This window comes from Rhizobium sp. Rhizsp82 (genome assembly GCF_047325115.1).
Classification (GTDB): domain Bacteria; phylum Pseudomonadota; class Alphaproteobacteria; order Rhizobiales; family Rhizobiaceae; genus Rhizobium.
The window spans coordinates 833,285-852,206 of record NZ_CP168569.1 but is presented as its reverse complement, the minus strand read 5'-3'; the positions used below and the strand labels follow the sequence as shown (position 1 = coordinate 852,206).

Below are 18,922 nucleotides of genomic sequence, written 5' to 3'. Positions count from 1 at the left end.
GGCCCGCCTTCGATCGTCTCTGACATCTGATTGTGAAATGATGGGGCCGCCACGAAACTAATTCTTCCTTAGAATCGTTGTAAATCGTGGCTCGACCCGTGGTGGAGAGGGCTTTCGCTGTCAAATTTTGAAAGCCTTCATGTCTGAAACCGCTAAGCTGATATCCATTGGAACAGCTGTTCCTCCTCATGTCATCGACCAGCACGAAGCCGCTGTCGCCTCACACAGAGCTTTTGCCGCACGCTTCGGCGACTTCGATCGGCTTTCGAAAGTCTTCAAGAGCGCCGGGATAAAACGCCGCTACGGAGTTCGGCCGATAGATTGGTATCTGAAAACGTCCGGTTGGCAGGACAGAAACGCGGCCTACATCGAGGGTGCCAGCGAGCTCTTCTTTGACGCGGCCGGCAAGGCCTTAGAGGCCGCGAACCTGGCCGCATCGCAGGTCGATTTTGTCGTAACAGTCTCATCGACCGGTATTGCCACACCCAGTCTCGATGCTCGCGTCAGCACCAGGCTCGGTTTTCGTGATGATATCGTGAGGGTGCCGGTATTTGGGCTGGGCTGCGCCGGTGGTGTGTCGGGTTTTGCGATAGCGGCGCAGCTGGCGTCTTCAAAGCCGGGCTGCATCGTCCTGATGGTGGCCGTAGAGACCTGCACGCTCGCTTTTCGGTTGGATAAGTTGACCAAGGCCAATATCGTGGCAACCGCTCTCTTCGGTGATGGCGCAGCAGCCTGTGTCATCAGCGCCACCAGCGATGGTATCGCCGAGGTCGAAATGAGTGGGCAGCACAGCTGGCCCGACACGCTCGACATCATGGGATGGAGCGTCGACGCCGAAGGCTTGGGCGTCATCTTCGACAGAGCTATCCCGCCCTTTGCCGAGGCTAATATTCGACCGGCGATCAGCGCTATTCTAGCTCGATCAGGTCTATCGCTGTCGGACATCGATCGGTTCGCGTGCCATCCCGGCGGCGCCAAGGTCATCGACGCTCTCGAATCCGCCCTTGCACTGGGTCAGGGGACACTCAATCACGAACGAGAAGTATTGTCTGACTACGGCAACATGTCCGCACCGACGGCCATATTTGTCCTCGAACGCTTGATTGGCGCGGGACTTCCCGCTCGCACTGTACTGACAGCTATGGGACCCGGTTTTACGGCAAGCTGCGTATCTCTGAAGGCGGCCGCATGATCCTTTCCATCCTTCTGCTAGCGGCGGTCACGTTGGAGCGGCTTGGTGAACTATGGCTGGCAAGGCGCAATACGAAGCGGCTGTTGGCGAAGGGCGCCAGCGAGGTCGCAGGCGAGCATTACCCACTGATCGTACTGCTGCATGGACTCTGGCTTGTCGGATTGTGGATGCTCGCGTGGGATGAGCAATTGTCCATTGCTTGGTTGAGCGTCTTCGCTTTTCTGCAAATCCTTCGGTTCTGGACACTTGCGACGCTTGGCTGGCGGTGGACGACGCGCATCATCGTCGTCCCCGGAGAACCGCTCGTATCCGCGGGCCCATATCGCTTCCTGCGACACCCCAACTATGTCGTCGTGATCGGGGAAATCGCGGTCCTGCCTTTATGTTTCGGCATGCCACTTTACGCATTGGTATTTTCGGTCGCCAATGTCATCGTTCTGAATATCCGTATCAAGGCGGAAAATGCCGCCCTCAGAGGGTTGCCGCGTGCCGATACAATCTGATGCCGATCCCATCAAAGCTCGCCCGCGCTTGGTCTGGGCAGGTTTCATCGCCATGTGCGTGGGCATGTTCATGGCTATCTTGGACGTGCAGGTCGTGGCGACCTCTTTGCCGTCCATTCAGTCCGCGCTCGATATTGATCCGGATCAGATGAGCTGGATCCAGACTGCCTATCTCATTGCGGAGGTCATCGCGATCCCTCTGACTGGCTTTCTGACACGGGTTCTGACCATGCGCTGGTTGTTTGCGCTCTCCCTGGTGGTTTTCGTGATCGCCTCGGCAGGATGTGCGGCGAGCATCAGCTTTGGCCAACTCGTCGGGTGGCGGGTCCTCCAGGGCTTTGCAGGCGGCACGCTGATCCCGTCCGTGTTCTCCGCGGTGTTCCTGCTCTTCCCGGACAATCGGCAGGCGCTGGCGACGACAATCGCTGGCGTGCTGGCGGTGCTTGCACCAACGGTCGGGCCGATCGTCGGGGGCTGGCTGACTGAAAGCTATTCCTGGCACTGGCTTTTCCTCATCAACGTCATCCCCGGCATCCTCGCTGCCGGTGTGGCTGCCAGATCGCTTCCCCGCGAGCGCACCTCCGTTGCGCCAATAAAAGGGTTTGACGCTCCGGGACTGGCTTCCATGGCTACAGCGCTGATCTGTCTGGAAATCGGATTAAAGGAAGCGCCTACCAGTGGATGGCTCTCATTAACCAGCGGCGGGCTGTTTGTTGTCGCTTCGATTTCTGCCGCGTTTTTTATCTGGCGGTCGCTCCGCATTGCCTCTCCCTTGGTAGAGCTACGGAATTTTGAGGATCGAAACTTTTTAATCGGTTCGGCGCTGAGCTTCGTGCTCGGCATCGGACTTTTTGGGTCCGTGTATCTGATGCCTGTCTTTCTTGCCTTTGTCAGGGGACACAATTCTCTGGAGATCGGTATGACGATGCTGGTAACCGGTATTGCGCAGCTTTTCACCGCCCCAATCGCAGTCGCCCTGGAAAAACGAATGGATCCGAGGCTGCTTTCCGCTGCAGGCTTCACCCTCTTTGCCGTCGGAATAGGTGCGAGCGCATTTCAGGATCCGACATCGGACTTCGATGCGATGTTCTGGCCTCAGGTGGTGAGAGGAGTCTCCATCATGTTCTGCCTTTTACCCCCCACCAGGCTAGCACTCGGCAACCTTTCAGCGGACCACGTCCCAGACGCCAGCGGACTATTCAACCTCATGCGCAACCTTGGCGGCGCGATCGGTATCGCGCTGATAGACACCGTAATTTACACCCGATCGGAACTGCTCGGTCAGAAGATCTGGAACGGTCTGGAGAAAGGAAATCTCTCAGTTGCGCAATTCGTCGGCGTACCGACCGCCATGATAGCGGGCCATAACGGGTCCTTTGACGAACAGGCGACATCAACGCTCGATCCGCTCGTTCAAACCGCCGCGACGGTCGAAGCGCTCAACGAAGCTTGGGCAATGATTGCCCTGATTACTGTCGTAGCTATTTTGATTATACCCTTCGCGAGAAGCGTTGCATCACATCCTGATGCAAGCTCGAACCACCTTGAGAGGGTTTGATCATGGTGGTCAGAGCCAGATTGGGAGCATTACTCCGAGGTCGCCGGCTCATCCACCTCGGTTCGCGGCTTGTGAGGTGGCATTTCGTTTTGAACAGAATGACGGCTGAGCAGTCCTGAACGCGGCAATCGGGTCGTTCATTTCGCCGGAATGGCTGATGAAGGCCGCTTCGGCCTTTTCCTCTCTAGCCGGGCCTCCGCAGGCGCCGGCTCCTTATATGTTCCCTGGTGGTATAGCTCATCCTGAAGATGATCAATGGAAGCCCCCGCCCTCTCCTGTAAGACACGGGCAGCAAAGCGCTGCGGGGGGAAGAACCCGGCCTCTCAGTCCCTGTCCAGCAACCGCGCGATCGGTAGCCAACTCGAGCAAGTCTGAAGCCAGCACACCATGGCTCGCAAGACCGCGTGTCAGTGCATCAGGCACAGCCGCATGCTCGACTGCCGAAGGCGCGATCGTATAGAATGTAAGAATATGGTCGGCACCGCATCGTCGGTAGCACAGAAGGTTTTTGAGGCATTCTGTCCGTGGCTCTGTCGGGCAAAACGGAGCAGAAACTCGTTCATCTGACGGTCGCCGCAATCGAAGACTGCCCGACCCTGTCACTTAGCGATCGGTTCCCATGCCATGCAGGTAAAGTCATCGGTTGCCAGGCAAACCGGCAATCGCCGCGCGCAGCTTGGCGTTAGGTTTAGGCGGATTTTCCAGAAGCTCAAGGATGCAAACATGATCGCGCTTCGACACTTTTATCGTCTCGGCTTCCTCGATCACAGCCTCTGCTTCTCGCAGGGCGGATTGCGTCACGAAATCCCTCAGATCGGTATTACGAAGCGCCGCAGCACGCAAGAGTTTAGCCTTGGCCGTGGCAGCCACCCTCAAACTCATACGCTCACTGTTCTCGTTTGCTATGCTAGGCACGTCAGCCTCCATCTTTCGACGGAATATAGGCGAAAATCTTCTCGTCGCCAATGCTGTGCGCCTTCAAGGCGTACAGGTCACCCAGGCGCATTTCTATATCTTCTTGGCTTACCTCAGGGCGTGAAGTCTGCAGATAGTCCAAGCGTTGGATTCGACCAAGCAAGGTCGAACGGCATTCGCTGGGCAAGAACAGGACCCCCAATCAAGGAATACTTGCTGAGTTGCGTAGAACCTGCCCAGCTCCTTGCATTTTTGCACTTGATCTTCGAATAGGCCAAGGGCCTTAGACGCTGTCGGCACCCAAAAATCGACTGGCATGGTCGCGCGCAGGCGTGATACCTAGCGCCTTCTTGAACACGACGATGAAGGCCGTCGTCGATTCATACCCCAGGTCGCCTGCCACCCGATGAACCGTCGCACGCCGGAGCCCGATGACGAGATGGAGGTGGCGTCGTCAACGGCTGAAGCTCGACATAAGCCCCCTCTGGCCTCGGGCCATTATTGTGCCTGATGAACGAGAGCAGGTCGGGGTTGAGAACATCCGCATGCCTGGTTAGCATGCCGTGGGGGTAGCCTGGATAGGTTTTTAGCGAGCCGTTCTTGAGCAGGTTGACGGCGCGCGGCACTGAACTCGCGAACGGGACGACCTCATCAGCCTCGCCATGCATCACCAGCACCGGCACGGTGATCTTTTTAAGATCCTCGGAATAGTCTTCGAGCCAGGAGTCGACTGTCGCGTAATGGGCAAGAGCGCCGCCAGCCATGCTCTGGCGCCACCAGTTCGCAATGACGGCTTCCGAGGGTTTGGTACCATTGAGTTTATAGCCGTAGAACGGATTCTCAGCGACGAAACGGTAGAATTGCGACCGGTTGCCCAATACGCCTGCCCGGATCGCTTCGAACCATTCCGGCGCCTGGCCCGTCGGGTTTTCCTCGCTCCGGTACATGTTTGGCGTCAATGATGCGACCAGTACCGCTTTGGCGACACGTTCCTGGTGACGAGCCACATAACGAGCATCTGCATTGAACGGGCGTGTTGTGATCGTAAACAAGAATGAAGCACAACGACGCCGTCACCGGGAACTTGCTCCGCGCCTGCGAGTTCCGTTCCATAAGGAGTAAGAGCATGACCAACAATTCAATCCCAAGCTCTGCAAAGCTTCCGCCGAAGTCTTTGAGCGAAGACACCCAGGACAACGAGCTGCCGGAGACAAACGCCGACGACCGCCGCGCGCCGCCGGTAAATATGGGCAGCAGCCGCGAGGCCGGTGACGGCGTGACGGACGCCGATCCCACCACAGGCCGTGCTGATGCGAAGGACCGCATCCCTGCCCCGCAGACCGCCAACCGGGAATAGTCTCGTGTAGTTGCGTAAGCGTTACACGAACACCAACGACGGCAGGCGGACCATCATATCTACCCGAGGCCGTCCTTAGGGAAATGACGTTCGTCCACCGGCATGGGGAGACGTATCCTCTGACGGATTCCGTTCCGCGATGTACGAATAGGAGAAAGAGATGTCTAAGATCGATCCCAACGGCGCCCCGAAGGATGCGGCGATCAAACGAAGCAGCGCAGGCCGTCCTGATGATTCCGACCAGCCTATCGGAGTTACAGAGGGGGAGGCGTTCCGAATAAGGGCTAAGCTTGACCGCTCGGACGACGAAGAATGCAAGGATGACGTCCGCGAAACTGCGGCGCAGCTTGCCCCACCTAAACACGGCACCGCATGATGCCGGGGACGTTTTCTGCATTGAGCATATTCGCCTACGATCTCGATGACCGAGGCGAGCCCATACAAGCATGGGAGACCGTCGTCAGCGGCACAGAAGAAGAGGCCATTGCCGAGGCAAAAGAAGCTGCGAGCCGCCACGCTGGAGTGTTAGTCGTGCGGCGAGACGGCCGTCCCGCAGTCGGAGAAGAGGGCGACCCCGTGGTCGTCTTCCGGGCTGGGAGAACTGGCGACTTCGACTAGAGATCGACCATGATCGTATTCCTGGATTTCGAAGCTTCCTCGCTCAGCAAGCATAGCTATCCGATCGAAATTGCTTGGGTGTTCGAGGACGGCCGGTCGCGGTCTCTGCTCATCGCTCCGGAGCCGAACTGGACGGACTGGTCGGAAACCGCAGAAGGCATTCATGGCATTTCCCGAGAAAAGCTTGCTGATCAAGGCGTCCCGGTTTCGTTGGTGGTCCAAGAGATGATGGCAACGCTGTCCGATCATGATCTCTACGCGAGTTCGCCGTCATGGGACGGAAAATGGCTCAGCGTCCTGCTTCGCGCCGGAGGGGTTCCGAGACACAGTCTGCGGGTGCGAAAGTCCGACGATCTCTTCGTGGAGGTTGCCTTGATGCTGATTGAAGACAGAAATGTGCGTGGCGTTGACGCCGCTGCGCTCGTCGCAAAAGTCATTGCGCGGAGCGAGCCTGCTAGACCGGCCCACCGCGCGCTTCAGGACGCCGCCCTAGAACTTGAAAGATTGCGTCTGATGCGGGAGGCTATCGAGAGCTTGGCTATCGCGCAGGCGCGCACCTGAAACGCCTTGACATGGAAAAAACCGGATACCGCAAATTCCCGGAAAACACCCTCCAATGATCGAAGCGGGTCGAAATGTCCAATGAGCAAGACTATATGAAAAGTCATACTTTTCATCGGAGGTGTTTACAATGGCAATTAAAGGGAACCTTTTGATCGCAGGATCAGAAGAGCGCGGCTCGAACGGCGAGTTTTCGGGGATCGAAGCTGCGACCGGAAGGTCCCTGGCCGTTTCTTTCGGGGGCGCCGCGCCTGCCGACGTCGAGGATGCTACCCGTCTGGCGTGGGAGGCCTTCAGCATCTATCGCGAAACGGACCTCGAAGCGCGAGCCTCATTCCTCGAGACGATAGCGACCGAGATCGAAGGCGTCGGCGATGAGCTGGTCGAGCGCGCTATGGCCGAGACTGGCCTTCCGCGCGGGAGGCTGGAGGGGGAGCGAGCCCGTACGACCGCCCAGCTTCGGCTGTTCGCAAAGGAGTTCCCGAAGGCCGGTTTCAGGAGCTCCGCTTCGACGCGGGCGATGCCTCGCGAAAGCCGGTGCCCAAGCCGGACCTTCGCCTGCGCAACATTCCCATCGGGCCTGTCGCCGTCTTCGGCGCCTCGAACTTCCCTTTGGCCTTTTCGGTTGCGGGCGGCGACACAGCCTCAGCCTTGGCCGCCGGCTGCCCGGTCGTCGTAAAGGCCCACTCGGCGCATCCAGGGACGTCCGAACTCGTGGGGCGCGCAGTACAGCGTGCCGTCCAGAAAGCCAACCTGCCCGTTGGTACGTTCGCTCTTCTGTTCGACACGGGCTTCGACGTGGGGCAGCAGCTGGTCGCCGACCCGAGGATCCGCGCGGTCGGCTTTACCGGCTCCCGCAAAGGTGGGACCGCACTTATGAAGATCGCATCCGAACGCAAGCAGCCGATCCCCGTCTACGCCGAGATGAGCAGCATCAACCCGGTCATCCTGTTTCCGGGAGCGCTTGCTAATCGCGCCGAGGAGATCGCGACATCTTTTGTCTCGTCACTGGCGCTCGGCGCCGGCCAATTCTGCACGAACCCCGGTCTCATCCTGGCCGTACACGGTAAGGGGCTCGACGCCTTTATCGCGAGGGCCAGGGAACTGCTGCCGGAGACCGGGGCGCAGACGATGCTGACACCGGCCATCGCCAAGGCGTTTCGAGAGGGCGTCGGCCGCCTCGAACGACATGCCGAGGTTTCCATGCTCGCCAAGGGAAAGTCCGGCGGCAAATACGACGGAGTGGCCGCGCTCTTTGAAACGTCGGCCGCCTCGCTCCTCGCACATCACGAACTGCAGGACGAAGTCTTCGGCGCGGCCGGGCTAGTCGTGCGCTGCAAGGATTTCGATGAGCTGGAGAAGGTGATTGACGCTCTCGAGGGCCAGCTCACCGTCGCGTTGCATGTCGACGATAGCGATATCGACGACGCTCGACGTCTTGTTCCGAAGCTTGAGATGCTGGCGGGGCGGCTGCTCGTCAATGGCTTCGGCACCGGGGTTGAGGTGTCGCCTGCCATGGTGCACGGCGGCCCCTATCCGGCGACGGCCGATGGCCGTTCTACCTCGGTCGGAACACTCGCAATTTATCGGTTTCTGCGACCGGTGTCCTATCAAGACTTTCCAGAAGCGATCCGCCCGATCGCCTTGCGGTAACGATCTGCGCGCGGTCCCCGTGGGACCGCGCGCCAACCTTCTGAAGCGCTCTGCTGTGGCGCGGGACGCGCAGACAAATTATCGTGACCCATGGTTAAGAATGCGCAGTCCATCGTCGTGGAGACTTCACCAAGGTCGGCGCGGTACCATTCTGCTTGCCCTGGGGAAGATCTGCTTTAAGAGAGGACGGGATCGAAAAGCGTAGAAGGACGAGGCTGCGCTCGACAGGTCGAGATCCGCGGTTAATTGCAATTGCCCACCATGCAGAGGTATGGCCCGAAGGTGATTAAGCTCGGTCGAGTTTGCCAATGAACGACCGCAAGGCCGCGGAGTGATCGTGCAGCACATAGCGGAGTTCTTGCTCGGGCGAGGAGTTCGCTACCTATTCGCAAATATCAGATCGCGCAAACCATCTGTCATTTCCGGGCTAGGACTCTAGCCGCCGCACTAAGTATTTCGCTGAACGAAAGCTTTGAAACGTTGTCAGCGAGATTGAGGGAGGCAATCAACGGATCTTCAACCGCTTGTCCGACTTCGTCATGCGGAACAGAGGCGCTCAACTGATCGAACCAGGCCTTGTCCGTAACGCCGACGAAGAGACGGACCAAGGATTATCCTCTCATCTCGGCTGTGTTTGCAAGCTATGACGTTCTGGCAATCCACATCGTCAGTGCTGCAGCCCGAGAGCCAGCTACTGCAGAGCATAGCTTGCAGATCGTGGTCTTGTTCCTTTTCACTTCGGCGTCCCCATCCCTCCTCCGTATCTCATGTCGCAAGCACCCGCCCGAGATCAGACAACAGCTTTTCGCGTCGGCCCCCCGAAAGTTTGGCCAAGTTGTCGACTTTCCAGCGCACCGCCGGCAAGTCCGCGGCTCCAGGCACGCCTAGCAAGTCCCACTCTGGCTCGCGGGCCTTGAAGGAGAGAAGAAAGCGCCGGTGCTCGGCAGCCATCTTGCCAACGACCTCTGCGATTAGAGCTTAACGAGCATCGTATAGCGCCTCCAGGGTCACGGGCTCTTCCGTCATGCCGGCAAACCCCGCGTCAAACTCGTGGCGCAAATCCTTGCGCGTCGGCGCCAAGACCTCGCCCATCGGCCTGTTGTGGCTCAGGATGTAGACAATGAAGGCACGCCGCAGCTCATCGGATATTCCCTCATTCGCGAGCAGACGCCTGATATCGAACAGATCTCGTGGATGCTGCCGATCCAAGGCTGCGACGATCTTGCCGGCGTAGAGGTCCGGGAAGGACACAACAGGCACCTCGGCATATCCGAACAGCTCTTCGACCCGGTCGCAAACCGCCCGTGTCTCGGGAGAGTAGACGCAGCCACGAATGACAGACGTCACCTCGATTTTGATCTGTACGCCGTCGGAGGTAACCAGCACCTTTGTTGCATCGGATATTCTGGCAGCAATCCGCCGTATGGCGGCATCGATATTGGCGAGAGAAGTCGCGCGATCTTCGACCGGCAGATAGGTCAGATCGATATCGACCGACAGACGTGGAAGGTCTCTAACGAAAAGATTGATGGCCGTGCCACCCTTCACTGCGAAGACGTTCTCCTCTGCAACGAGCGGAAGAACTCGAACAAGGAGGCAGACTTGCGCGCGATCGGCTTCAGACGCCGGCATCGAGTGTCTCCGGCACAGTGATCTGATACTTGCTGTCCAGCCGCCCGCCGACCACGATCTGGCGCTTGCCACGACCGAGGTCGATACGTTTGAGATCGAGCCGGCCGAGCCATGGATGGGCGTGCCGCTCGGCAAACCAGAGGAACAGCCGCTTCACCTTTACGCTGCGGCACGCTTCCAGCACGGCCTGAACCCGCTTCGGGCTTAGAGTGCGAACCGACTCCATTAGGACGTCCGCTTGATGAAACGTCTCCCGGGATGGGAGCAGGTCGAGAAGCTCGCAAAATGCTCGCTCCGGCGCGGAGACATGAAGCTCCCACCCCCAGTGTCCCCATGCCAGGCGCGTCCTTCCAGGTGCGTCGGCATCAAAGAGCTTGTCTGCCTTATGTTCGACGAACTGAGCGTCGGTCGGTATCCGCTCTACCCAGCCAGGCAGACTGCCATAGGCATAGAGGTGGATTTCTGGCTTGCCTGAAAAGCGGAGGTAGTGCGTCAGGCCTTGTAGCTCGAGGGCACTGCGGCCGCCTACGTGCACGGATTTGCCCAGAAGTCGCTGGAGCGAGATGATCACGCGCTGCCAGGCTATCGCCTGATCAACGTTGCCTGTCGGTCGCTGATAGACGCCACGAACGACACCTTCCAGCCAGCCCTGCGCCACGTATTTTTCGCGCCACTGCCGACGGTATCCGTGTTTTTCCAGCCACGCGGTGTCAACCACCAGCCCCTCGGGGACCAGGCGGCGAAGTTGGTTTATCTTTTCGTTTTTTTGACCTACCATTAGTAGGTAAAATTAGCATGAGTCCAAACTGCGGGCAAGTTCGAAGTTTCGCATTTTCGACCCATCAACGGTAGGCAAAAAAACCTAATATTCAAACTAGCAATGCACGGCCGACGAGAAACAAGCGAGCCGACCGACGCGGGCCGCTTACAAGCCGTTATACGCGAGGAGAGCAAAATCAACTAAAGGTTCTCTCAAGACCCGTTAACCTCTGCATCTTACCGACCGAGTGCCCGCTGTCACGAGCCAACTGCGATTGCTGTTAGCGGGTTCTGAGGCACGGGATGAAGTCGTGTAACCATTTCGGTCGTAGCCGCTTGGTGCCGAAGACGTGGACCACTCGGGGGCGTCCGAATGAAACATATGAGCGCTCACGGTCATGGGTGACCCTGAGGGCCTTTCCTTGTTTCTTGCCCGTGGAAATTGTTTTCATCGGAACCATGTCGGCTCATCGACATTCCCCTCTCCGAGCGCGGGCCGTGTCAATCGGACGTGACAGGGATGGTGAACATCACGGTTTTTCCGATTTCCCGTGATGGCCAACGAAATGGCAGACGAGCGCCCCACCTGTCCGGCATCGCCTCACCTCTGCTTGCCGGAGTTCACATGATCGACGATCGTCTACACGTCGGGCCCGTTGAGTTCTGCTGCCAGGACGTGGTTCTTGTCCGTTCAGACGGCATACCGCGCACGTGGGATGACGCCAATGCTTTCACCGCACATAGAAACTGGCGCGATGGTCTGCGAACGCAGTCTAGCGTCGACCGTTTCAGGCGCGCCGACGAAACCGAAGTCTTCGGAACGATGGTCACTGGAGGCTACCGGCTGCGCTGCGTCGATCTTCGCGGACAAGACGGATGACGGCAAAACAGGTTCATGAGAAGGCGTTCCTTGAGACGCCCGACGGCCGTTACATCATCGTTCGCGGACGCCTCTGGAGAAAGACAAATCCCCGTCTGCCTGAAGAAGAGCGAAAGCTCCTCGTGTCAAAACTGATGTCGGCAAGGAGGGCCGTTAAGGAAGCCGTCGGACGAGCCGATGAGCTTCACACCGCAAGGACAGCAGTTAACGCCGCAAAGATTGCGCTAGGGGAGCGCGGACCCGTCTGGTGGACAGATGGAGCGCCGGACTTAAATCGACATTTGGTCAAGAACACCCCTTACGCCGACTGGTTCGAAGGCGCGAGAGGCTGAAACATTTGCCGCGCGCAAGGTCTGGGAAACCCTTGCAGGAGACAAAGCAAAAAACCGGCTGGACGATGTCGACATGCCCGGGTGATCTTCGAAAGAGCTTGTCTACTTTCGCACGAGGCTAAAGGAAAAGTGGCTGCCCCGGTGATAGTCAATCGCGTAGATCACCGGCACGCCGGAAGCGTTGAAGCAGGTCTCGGTGATCAGCAGCGCAGGCCCGAAATCCCTCAGATCGTGGCGTTCGATGACATGTTCGGGAAGCATGACGGCACTAACCGAAGCCGAGGACATGCGGGGACGCTGCTTGTATTGATCGAGCAGCGAAAGCAACGAGCCGCTCCAGTCGATGTCATAGAGACGCATCGGAATGATGCTGCGAGGCACGTAGTCGACGCAGTACATGATGGGCTCATCGTTTTCGAGGCGCAGGCGTTCGATACGGATGACGCGATCCTTGTCGCCAATTTGCAGGTGCTTTGCGGTTGTCGCTTGCGGCTCCTCCTCCGAAATCGACAGGACCTTATTGATCGTCTTATAGCCATAGGCTCGCGTCATGTCGGTGACGCTTTCAAAGACCGTGATCGGACGGTCAACCTGAACTGCGGAGATCGCTGAAACGAAGCGGCCGCGGCCATGCTCGACGTATATCTCCCCTTCCTGTTCGAGCAGCTTTAAAGCTTCCCGAAGGGCTGGCCGTGAGACATTGAAACGCGCCGTCAGCTGGGCTTCGGTCGGCAATCTGTCACCGGGCTTCAAGCCCTTGTCACGTATAAGCTCGGCGATGCGGTCGCGCAGCTGGATGACAATGGTGCGCGTGTCGCGAATGGAATCGTCCAATCCAGTGCCTCACTAGGTTCCATTATGGTCCTTTTTCTTGTCTGACGAATTTTGCCAGGTCAAGGCGTTCCTGTCGAGCCGCGCGGGCTGCCAATCACTTTAATGCGGCTGACCTGACCCTGGAGCTCGCTTGACACCCGCAACGGAAGATGTCAGTTGTCTTACAACATTGAAAGCGTGCTTCCGAAACGACGCCATACGGCGTCATCAACCGATGAGAGTTACATGTTAAATTTCGACGAGCAGCGGTTCCTGCGTATCCAGTCTGGCGCTGTAGGCCTGGCCCACCGCATCGACGATGTGATCGCCTCCTGCCTTGAGGCCGGAGCCGACAACATCTTCTTCCTGGGCACTGGGGGCGCGGGCATCCTGATGCAACCGGCTGCCCAGCTGCTACAGCGCAGGTCGCGCTTCCCGGCATTCCTGGATCTCACCGCCGAACTCTTCGTCGGCGGGTCGGCAAATCTCACCAAACAGTCTATCGTCGTCATGCCTTCGCTTTCGGGTACCACGAAGGAAAGTGTCGCGCTGCTGGCCAAACTGAAGGAGGTGGGTGCGACGGTGCTGACGATGGTCGGCCACGAGGAGACGCCTCTCGGCAAGGGTGGGGACCATGTTTTCGTGAACTTCGCCGAGGACGATACTTCCTGCGAATCCTTTTATCTGCAGTCGCTCTTCATCGCGCTATCAATCATGAAACACCGTGGCGAGATCGCCAATTATGATCAGCTCAAAGCAGAACTGACGCAGCTGCCGGCCTTGCTTCTGGAAGTGAAGCGGACCTTCGAGAGCAAGGCGGAGGCTTACGCCAAAGCCTTCGCCGGCTCGGACTACCACATCGTCACCGGCGCAGGAAATGTCTGGCCTGAAGCCTTCTATTACGGCATGTGCATTCTGGAAGAAATGCAGTGGATCCGTACCCGCCCGGTCCACGCCTCCGATTTCTTCCACGGAACGCTGGAGCTGGTCGAGAAGGATGTCAGTGTCATCCTCTTCAAGGGCGAGGATGCCTATCGTGCGTTGGCTGAACGCGTCGAAAATTTCGTGCCGAACTACACGGATAAACTGACGGTTCTGGATACGGCCGAATTCGAGCTCCCGGGCATATCGGCGGATGTCAGGGCGCTCGTATCGCCGATCCTGCTTGCAACCGTTTTGGAACGGATTAGCGCGCATCTTGAAGTCATGCGCAATCATCCGTTGACGACGCGCCGCTACTACAAGCGCGTCGCTTATTGATCTGCTAAGCTCAGCGCAAGCCGCGACACGATCGTGTTCGCGGCTTTCGTCGGCGTAAAGCCCAGCATCAAAGGTAGACCTAGAATGGCGCATTTTCGTTTCGCAGCCGTTGGCGACAATTGCGTGGACCGTTTCCAGGCGCCGATCAACCAGTCGCTGATCGGCGGTAATGCCGTGAACGTCGCAGTACAGCTTGCTCGTCTTGGACACAGTTCCTTTTATTTTGGAGCGGTTGGCAAAGACGTTGATGGTGAGCGCACGACGAGGGCATTGAAAGATAATGGTGTCGAAACGTCGTGTTTGCAGCTGCGTCCAGGTAACACTGCCTATACCAACATCGAGCAAACCGCCTCTGGCGACCGGATCATTGCCTATGAAGATTTCGGCACATGCGCCGGTTACAGGCCGAGCGAGGAGGACATCGCTGTCCTCAAGACCATGGACCACGTGCATCTCGGCTGGCTGGATGACGCCGGTGAACTGCGGCGCAGGCTTTCGGGCGAAGGTGTGAGCCTGTCCCAAGATATTTCCGTCAACGCTAACCCGGAGAACCTCGGCGTCGCTGGCCTGACCGTGGCCTTTGCCTCGGCTGGCGCACGCGGCGCGCCGGCCGACAGCTTGCTCTCCTATCTGCTTGCGAATGGCGCCGCTTGTGCGGTCGTCACCTGCGGGAGCGACGGTGCGCTGGCGCGTCGCGGAGAGGAATTCGGGGAATCCTCAATCGCGCCGGTCACGGTCGTGGATACGACCGGCGCGGGCGACAGCTTCATCGCCGGATTTCTGGCGGCCTTCGTGGCACAGCAGCCGCTGGTCGCCTGCCTGGAGCAAGGCCGCGACTGCGCGGCCATCACCTGCACCCATGTTGGCGGATTTCCCCAGCAACCGCTGCCGCTATAGCTTCTCCGCAAACAGCGACAACAACAAGAAGGCGGCAGGTCATTCGATCTGCCGCACCTTTCAGGTTCAGTGCAGGATCTGGCTGAGGAAGAGCTTGCTGCGGTCGTTTTGCGGGTTGTCGAAGAACTCGGCAGGCGCTGCCTCCTCCACGATCGCACCGCGGTCCATGAAGATCACTCTGTCGGCGACCTGACGGGCAAAACCCATCTCGTGGGTGACGCAGACCATGGTCATTCCCGTTTCGGCGAGTGACACCATGGTCTCAAGCACTTCCTTGACCATCTCCGGATCAAGCGCCGAGGTCGGCTCGTCGAACAACATGACCTTCGGCTGCATGCAGAGAGCCCGGGCAATGGCGACGCGCTGCTGTTGACCGCCGGAAAGCTGGCCCGGATATTTGCCCGCCTGCTCGGGAATGCGCACACGCTCGAGATAGTGCATGGCGATTTCCGTCGCCCTCCTCTTGTCCATCTTCCGAACCCAGACGGGAGCCAGAACGCAGTTCTCAAGTATCGTGAGGTGGGGGAAGAGGTTGAAGTGTTGGAATACCATCCCGACTTCGCGGCGGATGTCGCCGATATTCCTCTCGTTTTCCGAAAGCTCGGTACCTGCGACGACGATACAGCCTCGCTGATGCACCTCAAGACGATTGATGCAGCGGATCAGCGTCGACTTGCCCGACCCCGAGGGGCCACAGATAACGACGCGCTCACCCTTGCGGATCGTCAGGTTGATCTCGTTCAGAGCGTGGTATTCGCCGTACCATTTGTTGACACCGGTAAGCTCGATTTCAGGCCGCGGATTGAACGTCAAGTCATATTCTCCCTAGACTATTTGAGCACAAGCCAGCCGGAGAAGATGATGATGACACCTCCGACGATTGTGTAAGTTTCAATCGGAGCACCAAACAGCACTGCTCCGTAGAGGCAGCCCCAGACAATGTGGCTGTATTGGAAGGCTGCAACGACCGACGCGTCGCCGATACGGAAGGCCCGCACCAACAGAGCATGGCCGACGTAAAGCAGGGTTCCAGCGAGAACAGCGACCAGCAGCGCGCCCGGTCCGATGGCATCGAACCCGCCTGTCGCCATCGCAACGATGAAGGCCGTGACGGTCAGCATCACCAGCATTGTTGCAACGAGCGCATCGTCGGATTCCTCGGATTTCGTCTTCCGCAACAACGCGAGCGAGAGCGCAAAGAGAAGAGCGGAGCCGATTGCCGCCATGTGGCCCAAATTGAGCGCAACGGCACCCGGTCGCAGCGCCACCGCGACGCCTGCAAAGCCGAGCCCCACACCAAGCCATCCGATCAGCGACAGCCGTTCGCCAAGAGAGACGAAGGCCAGAATGGCAACAAGAACCGGAGAGAGGAAAGCAAGGACATAAGCTTCAGCTAGAGGCAGCGCTGCAAACGCGTAGTGGATCAGCAGCGTATCACCAGCAAGCAACAGCGCGCGTATCAGCGCCAGTCCCGGCTGCCGGGGTACGAGTTCGCCCAGCCGGCGGGTGAATACTGCGCGGCCGCTGACGAGGAGGAGCGCCGCCAGGGTGATGAGGAAGGTGACTTGCGGGACCCGGAACTCGGCGCTCAAAAGTTTGACGAGCGCGTCGGTGCCGGAAAAGGCTGCAAAGGCGGTGATGACAATGGCTGCGGCCCGCAAATTGGCGTTGGCGCCGGTCCCAACTGCCGACGCCGACCGGATGCTATCGGACATTGAAGCGGCCAAAACGTTCTTCGATCCTGGCCTGGAGGAACTCAAGGCTAATCGACAGGAGCCAGTAGATCATCGAGGCGGTGATCAGCATTTCGATGTGGCGGAATTCCGTTTGGCCTTGGGTGCGGGCGAGATACATGATTTCCCACACACCAACGACGGAAACCAGCGACGAGTCCTTCAGCATGGCGATGAACTGGTTGCCCGTCGGCGGAATGATGACGCGCATCGCCTGCGGCAGGATAACGAGAAACATCGTCTGGTTGGGACTTAGGCCAAGGGCGGTAGCACCTTCCGACTGGCCGCGCGGAATGCTCTCGATGCCGGCGCGGAAGATCTCCGTCATATAGGCGCCGTAGCAAAGCGAGAGCGCCAGAATGCCGGCTGGAACGGCGCCGATGACATATCCGACCTGCGGCAGGCCGAGATAGATGATATAGATCTGCATCAGGAGCGGCAGGCCGCGAAAGAGTGAGGTGTAGAAGGTCGCAAGACCATAGACAACGCCGTTCTTCGAGAGTTTTGCGATCGCACCGGCAAGCGCAATGACCGTAGCGATAACGATCGAGATCGCCGAGATGTAGAGTGTTGTCGTGACGCCCTGGGTGATCAGGAAGCCAATCTTCTTGGCGATGAAAGCAAAGGACAGATCGAAGGAGTAAAAGAACATCATCAGCAAAGCGAAAAGCTCTACCCAGACACCGACGATCTGGTGGCGCCGAGAAAGAAGCCGCAGAAGCCTGACGTTGACGGCGATAATGAGCGAGAGCAGGACTGCCGAAACGACACGGCTTGTCTGAGGGCTGTCAGAGACCCAGCCGATGGCGACCGGAAGGAGCTTGCCGATCCAAGCCGAGCTGACGCCGAGCGCATAGAAAAGTGCTGACAGCAGCGCCAGCATGAGAAGGATGCCCGTGCGTCTCGTGGCATCCGGATAGTTCAGTATCAATCTTCCAAACATTCGGATTTTCTCCCGCGGCGTTTTCTTCAGGCGGCTCTCTCTCGCCACCAGTCCTGCGCCTGCAATTTCCAATAGGTAAGCTGTGCCGCCGCCAGCCCCGCAACGCCGCCGGCCCAGACGAGTCCGAAGGGCTGGAAGAGGCGGTACCGGTCGGATTGCCCGAGAATGCCCTCGGCGACCACCTTGCCGCCGATTGCCGTGGTGTTGAGGCCATGGCCCCCAAACGCGGTACAATGCCAGACCCCTGGCATCATCTCGCCGATCTGGGGCATCAGGTGGCGGGCATAGGACATCAGGCCCGACCAGGCGAGCTCTGTCTTCAGTCCGCTCAGCTGCGGATAGGTGCCGACCATCTCGTGGCGCAATTGACGCGCGAGGGCGCCAGGCGATGCGGCGCGCGTTGTGATGCGACCGCCCCACAGCAGACGCTTGCCTCCGTCCACGAGCCGGTAGTAGTCTCCAGCGCGGCGATTGTCGCCCACTGCGCAGGACGTGGCGATTGCCGTGGAGATCAGTTCCGGGTTTTCCTCGGAGATCATCACGTAGGTTGCAATCGGCAGGAATGAGCGCTTGAGCCTGCCCACGAGGCGACCCGTATAGCCGCCGGTGGTCAGAACGGTCCGACGCGCCCTGACCCGCCCGCCGGCGGTCGTTACAATCTTTTCGGCGCTGGCAAGCTGACAGTCAATTGCGGCCGAGTTCTCATAAATGCGCCCGCCCAGCCGCTCGATTTCCGCCGCCACGGCCCTCAGATAATTGAGCGGATGCATGTGGAAGGATTTCTCGCTGCGCAATGCCTGGAAGTAACGCTCAGACTTCAGCATGGTGCGAACCTGATCGCGATCCATGAATTCCAGTTCGCTGCCGTAGTCGCGGTTCATTTCCTCGGCATACAGCTTGAGGCTTTCGCCGCCGTCGTAGCGCAGTGCGCTGATGATGCCGCGCTGCGGGTTGGCATCGATGATGTCGAGATCGCAGATGGTGTCACGAACGAACTCGACGCCTTCGACAGATAGACGATGGATATTCTTGGCGGCCTCGTCGCCGACGACGCGCGCAATCGCTGAATTGTCTGTGGCAAACCCGGCGCTGACGAAACCACCGTTGCGGCCGGAAGCACCGAAGCCCACGGATTCAGCTTCGAGCACCAGGACAGAAACGCCAGCGCGCGCAAGCTGCAGCGCCGTGGTGAGGCCGGCAAGGCCCGCGCCTACGATCACCGTGTCGCACTCTGTCGGGCCGCTCAGCGCAGGGCGAACGGTGGTGTCTGTCATGGTGCGGCGGTAGTAGGTGTCAGGGTAGGACATGGTGGCTCT

Annotated in this window: 19 protein-coding genes and 4 pseudogenes; 11 read left to right on the top strand and 12 right to left on the bottom strand. The window is 58.9% G+C overall.

Features of this window, described 5'->3' with window-relative positions:
• Positions 1–139 precede the first annotated feature (139 nt).
• Genes ACEN84_RS04315 through ACEN84_RS04305 form a run of 3 tightly spaced genes read left to right on the top strand, consistent with a single transcriptional unit; the run spans position 140 to position 3,253 of the window.
• The gene (locus tag ACEN84_RS04315; protein ID WP_413708723.1) at positions 140–1,192 is read left to right on the top strand and encodes a type III polyketide synthase; all 1,053 of its coding nucleotides are present in this window, start codon (positions 140–142) and stop codon (positions 1,190–1,192) included.
• Positions 1,189–1,695 (top strand): isoprenylcysteine carboxyl methyltransferase family protein, encoded by a 507-nt coding sequence (locus ACEN84_RS04310; RefSeq protein ID WP_413708722.1) that lies wholly within the window; start codon positions 1,189–1,191, stop codon positions 1,693–1,695. Before ACEN84_RS04315 ends, ACEN84_RS04310 begins: the two co-directional genes overlap by 4 nt.
• The gene (locus tag ACEN84_RS04305; protein WP_413708721.1) at positions 1,655–3,253 is read left to right on the top strand and encodes a DHA2 family efflux MFS transporter permease subunit; all 1,599 of its coding nucleotides are present in this window, start codon (positions 1,655–1,657) and stop codon (positions 3,251–3,253) included. The genes ACEN84_RS04310 and ACEN84_RS04305 overlap by 41 nt, the downstream gene beginning before the upstream one ends.
• Positions 3,254–3,889: 636 nt before the next feature.
• Here ACEN84_RS04305 and ACEN84_RS04300 read toward each other — a convergent pair.
• From ACEN84_RS04300 to ACEN84_RS04285, 4 genes and pseudogenes are all read right to left on the bottom strand, one after another.
• Positions 3,890–4,180, bottom strand: a complete 291-nt coding sequence (locus tag ACEN84_RS04300; protein WP_199629807.1) for a DUF1778 domain-containing protein — start codon at positions 4,178–4,180, stop codon at positions 3,890–3,892.
• Positions 4,170–4,310, bottom strand: coding sequence for a hypothetical protein (locus tag ACEN84_RS04295; RefSeq protein WP_413709046.1), 141 nt, complete (start codon positions 4,308–4,310; stop codon positions 4,170–4,172). Before ACEN84_RS04295 ends, ACEN84_RS04300 begins: the two co-directional genes overlap by 11 nt.
• Positions 4,311–4,451: 141 nt before the next feature.
• A pseudogene (locus ACEN84_RS04290) lies at positions 4,452–4,622 on the bottom strand (AraC family transcriptional regulator); the annotation flags it as partial.
• 52 nt (positions 4,623–4,674) lie between these two features.
• Positions 4,675–5,184, bottom strand: a pseudogene (locus tag ACEN84_RS04285) (alpha/beta fold hydrolase); the annotation flags it as partial.
• 110 nt (positions 5,185–5,294) lie between these two features.
• Between ACEN84_RS04285 and ACEN84_RS04280 the strand changes: the two are divergent.
• The 4 genes and pseudogenes from ACEN84_RS04280 to ACEN84_RS04265 all read left to right on the top strand — a co-directional run bounded on the left by ACEN84_RS04280 (position 5,295) and on the right by ACEN84_RS04265 (position 8,357).
• Positions 5,295–5,525 carry a hypothetical protein gene (locus ACEN84_RS04280; RefSeq protein ID WP_112720112.1) on the top strand — a complete coding sequence of 77 codons (231 nt, stop codon included), beginning with the start codon at positions 5,295–5,297 and terminating at the stop codon, positions 5,523–5,525.
• A gap of 160 nt (positions 5,526–5,685) precedes the next feature.
• Positions 5,686–5,901 (top strand): hypothetical protein, encoded by a 216-nt coding sequence (locus ACEN84_RS04275; protein WP_199629787.1) that lies wholly within the window; start codon positions 5,686–5,688, stop codon positions 5,899–5,901.
• 251 nt (positions 5,902–6,152) lie between these two features.
• Entirely contained in the window at positions 6,153–6,704 is a 552-nt protein-coding gene (locus tag ACEN84_RS04270; RefSeq protein ID WP_413708720.1) for a transcriptional regulator, read from the top strand.
• A 130-nt stretch (positions 6,705–6,834) separates the two neighbouring features.
• Positions 6,835–8,357, top strand: a pseudogene (locus tag ACEN84_RS04265) (aldehyde dehydrogenase (NADP(+))).
• A 416-nt stretch (positions 8,358–8,773) separates the two neighbouring features.
• Here ACEN84_RS04265 and ACEN84_RS04260 read toward each other — a convergent pair.
• The 3 genes and pseudogenes from ACEN84_RS04260 to ACEN84_RS04250 form a co-directional block, all read right to left on the bottom strand.
• Complete coding sequence (locus ACEN84_RS04260) at positions 8,774–8,965, bottom strand: hypothetical protein (protein ID WP_199629809.1); 192 nt, start codon at positions 8,963–8,965, stop codon at positions 8,774–8,776.
• Positions 8,966–9,122: 157 nt separating this feature from the next.
• A pseudogene (locus tag ACEN84_RS04255) lies at positions 9,123–9,989 on the bottom strand (nucleotidyl transferase AbiEii/AbiGii toxin family protein).
• Positions 9,976–10,767 carry a type IV toxin-antitoxin system AbiEi family antitoxin domain-containing protein gene (locus ACEN84_RS04250; RefSeq protein ID WP_199629790.1) on the bottom strand — a complete coding sequence of 264 codons (792 nt, stop codon included), beginning with the start codon at positions 10,765–10,767 and terminating at the stop codon, positions 9,976–9,978. Before ACEN84_RS04250 ends, ACEN84_RS04255 begins: the two are co-directional and overlap by 14 nt.
• 501 nt (positions 10,768–11,268) lie before the next feature.
• Between ACEN84_RS04250 and ACEN84_RS04245 the strand changes: the two genes are divergently transcribed.
• Positions 11,269–11,628, top strand: a complete 360-nt coding sequence (locus ACEN84_RS04245; RefSeq protein WP_413708719.1) for a hypothetical protein — start codon at positions 11,269–11,271, stop codon at positions 11,626–11,628.
• On the top strand, positions 11,625–11,960 hold the full coding sequence (locus ACEN84_RS04240) for a hypothetical protein (RefSeq protein WP_112720119.1): 336 nt from the start codon (positions 11,625–11,627) through the stop codon (positions 11,958–11,960). The genes ACEN84_RS04245 and ACEN84_RS04240 overlap by 4 nt, the downstream gene beginning before the upstream one ends.
• A 102-nt stretch (positions 11,961–12,062) precedes the next feature.
• On the opposite strand, the gene ACEN84_RS04235 is transcribed toward ACEN84_RS04240, so the two are convergent.
• A complete protein-coding gene (locus ACEN84_RS04235) occupies positions 12,063–12,794 on the bottom strand; it encodes a GntR family transcriptional regulator (RefSeq protein ID WP_112720120.1) in 732 nt (243 codons plus the stop codon).
• A gap of 225 nt (positions 12,795–13,019) precedes the next feature.
• Here ACEN84_RS04235 and ACEN84_RS04230 point away from each other — a divergent pair, with 225 nt between their 5' ends.
• Positions 13,020–14,033 carry an SIS domain-containing protein gene (locus tag ACEN84_RS04230; RefSeq protein ID WP_413708718.1) on the top strand — a complete coding sequence of 338 codons (1,014 nt, stop codon included), beginning with the start codon at positions 13,020–13,022 and terminating at the stop codon, positions 14,031–14,033.
• 84 nt (positions 14,034–14,117) lie between these two features.
• Entirely contained in the window at positions 14,118–14,930 is an 813-nt protein-coding gene (locus ACEN84_RS04225) for a PfkB family carbohydrate kinase (protein WP_413708717.1), read from the top strand.
• A gap of 66 nt (positions 14,931–14,996) precedes the next feature.
• On the opposite strand, the gene ACEN84_RS04220 is transcribed toward ACEN84_RS04225, so the two are convergent.
• The 4 genes from ACEN84_RS04220 to ACEN84_RS04205 are packed head-to-tail and all read right to left on the bottom strand — an operon-like array spanning position 14,997 to position 18,913.
• A complete protein-coding gene (locus ACEN84_RS04220) occupies positions 14,997–15,743 on the bottom strand; it encodes an amino acid ABC transporter ATP-binding protein (RefSeq protein ID WP_148195220.1) in 747 nt (248 codons plus the stop codon).
• Between the two features lie 17 nt (positions 15,744–15,760).
• A complete protein-coding gene (locus tag ACEN84_RS04215; protein ID WP_413708716.1) occupies positions 15,761–16,645 on the bottom strand; it encodes a DMT family transporter in 885 nt (294 codons plus the stop codon).
• Positions 16,635–17,606: an amino acid ABC transporter permease gene (locus ACEN84_RS04210; protein WP_112720125.1), complete on the bottom strand. Its 972-nt coding sequence runs from the start codon at positions 17,604–17,606 to the stop codon at positions 16,635–16,637. The genes ACEN84_RS04215 and ACEN84_RS04210 overlap by 11 nt, the downstream gene beginning before the upstream one ends.
• A 26-nt stretch (positions 17,607–17,632) precedes the next feature.
• Positions 17,633–18,913 carry an NAD(P)/FAD-dependent oxidoreductase gene (locus ACEN84_RS04205; RefSeq protein WP_112720126.1) on the bottom strand — a complete coding sequence of 427 codons (1,281 nt, stop codon included), beginning with the start codon at positions 18,911–18,913 and terminating at the stop codon, positions 17,633–17,635.
• Positions 18,914–18,922: the final 9 nt, after the last annotated feature.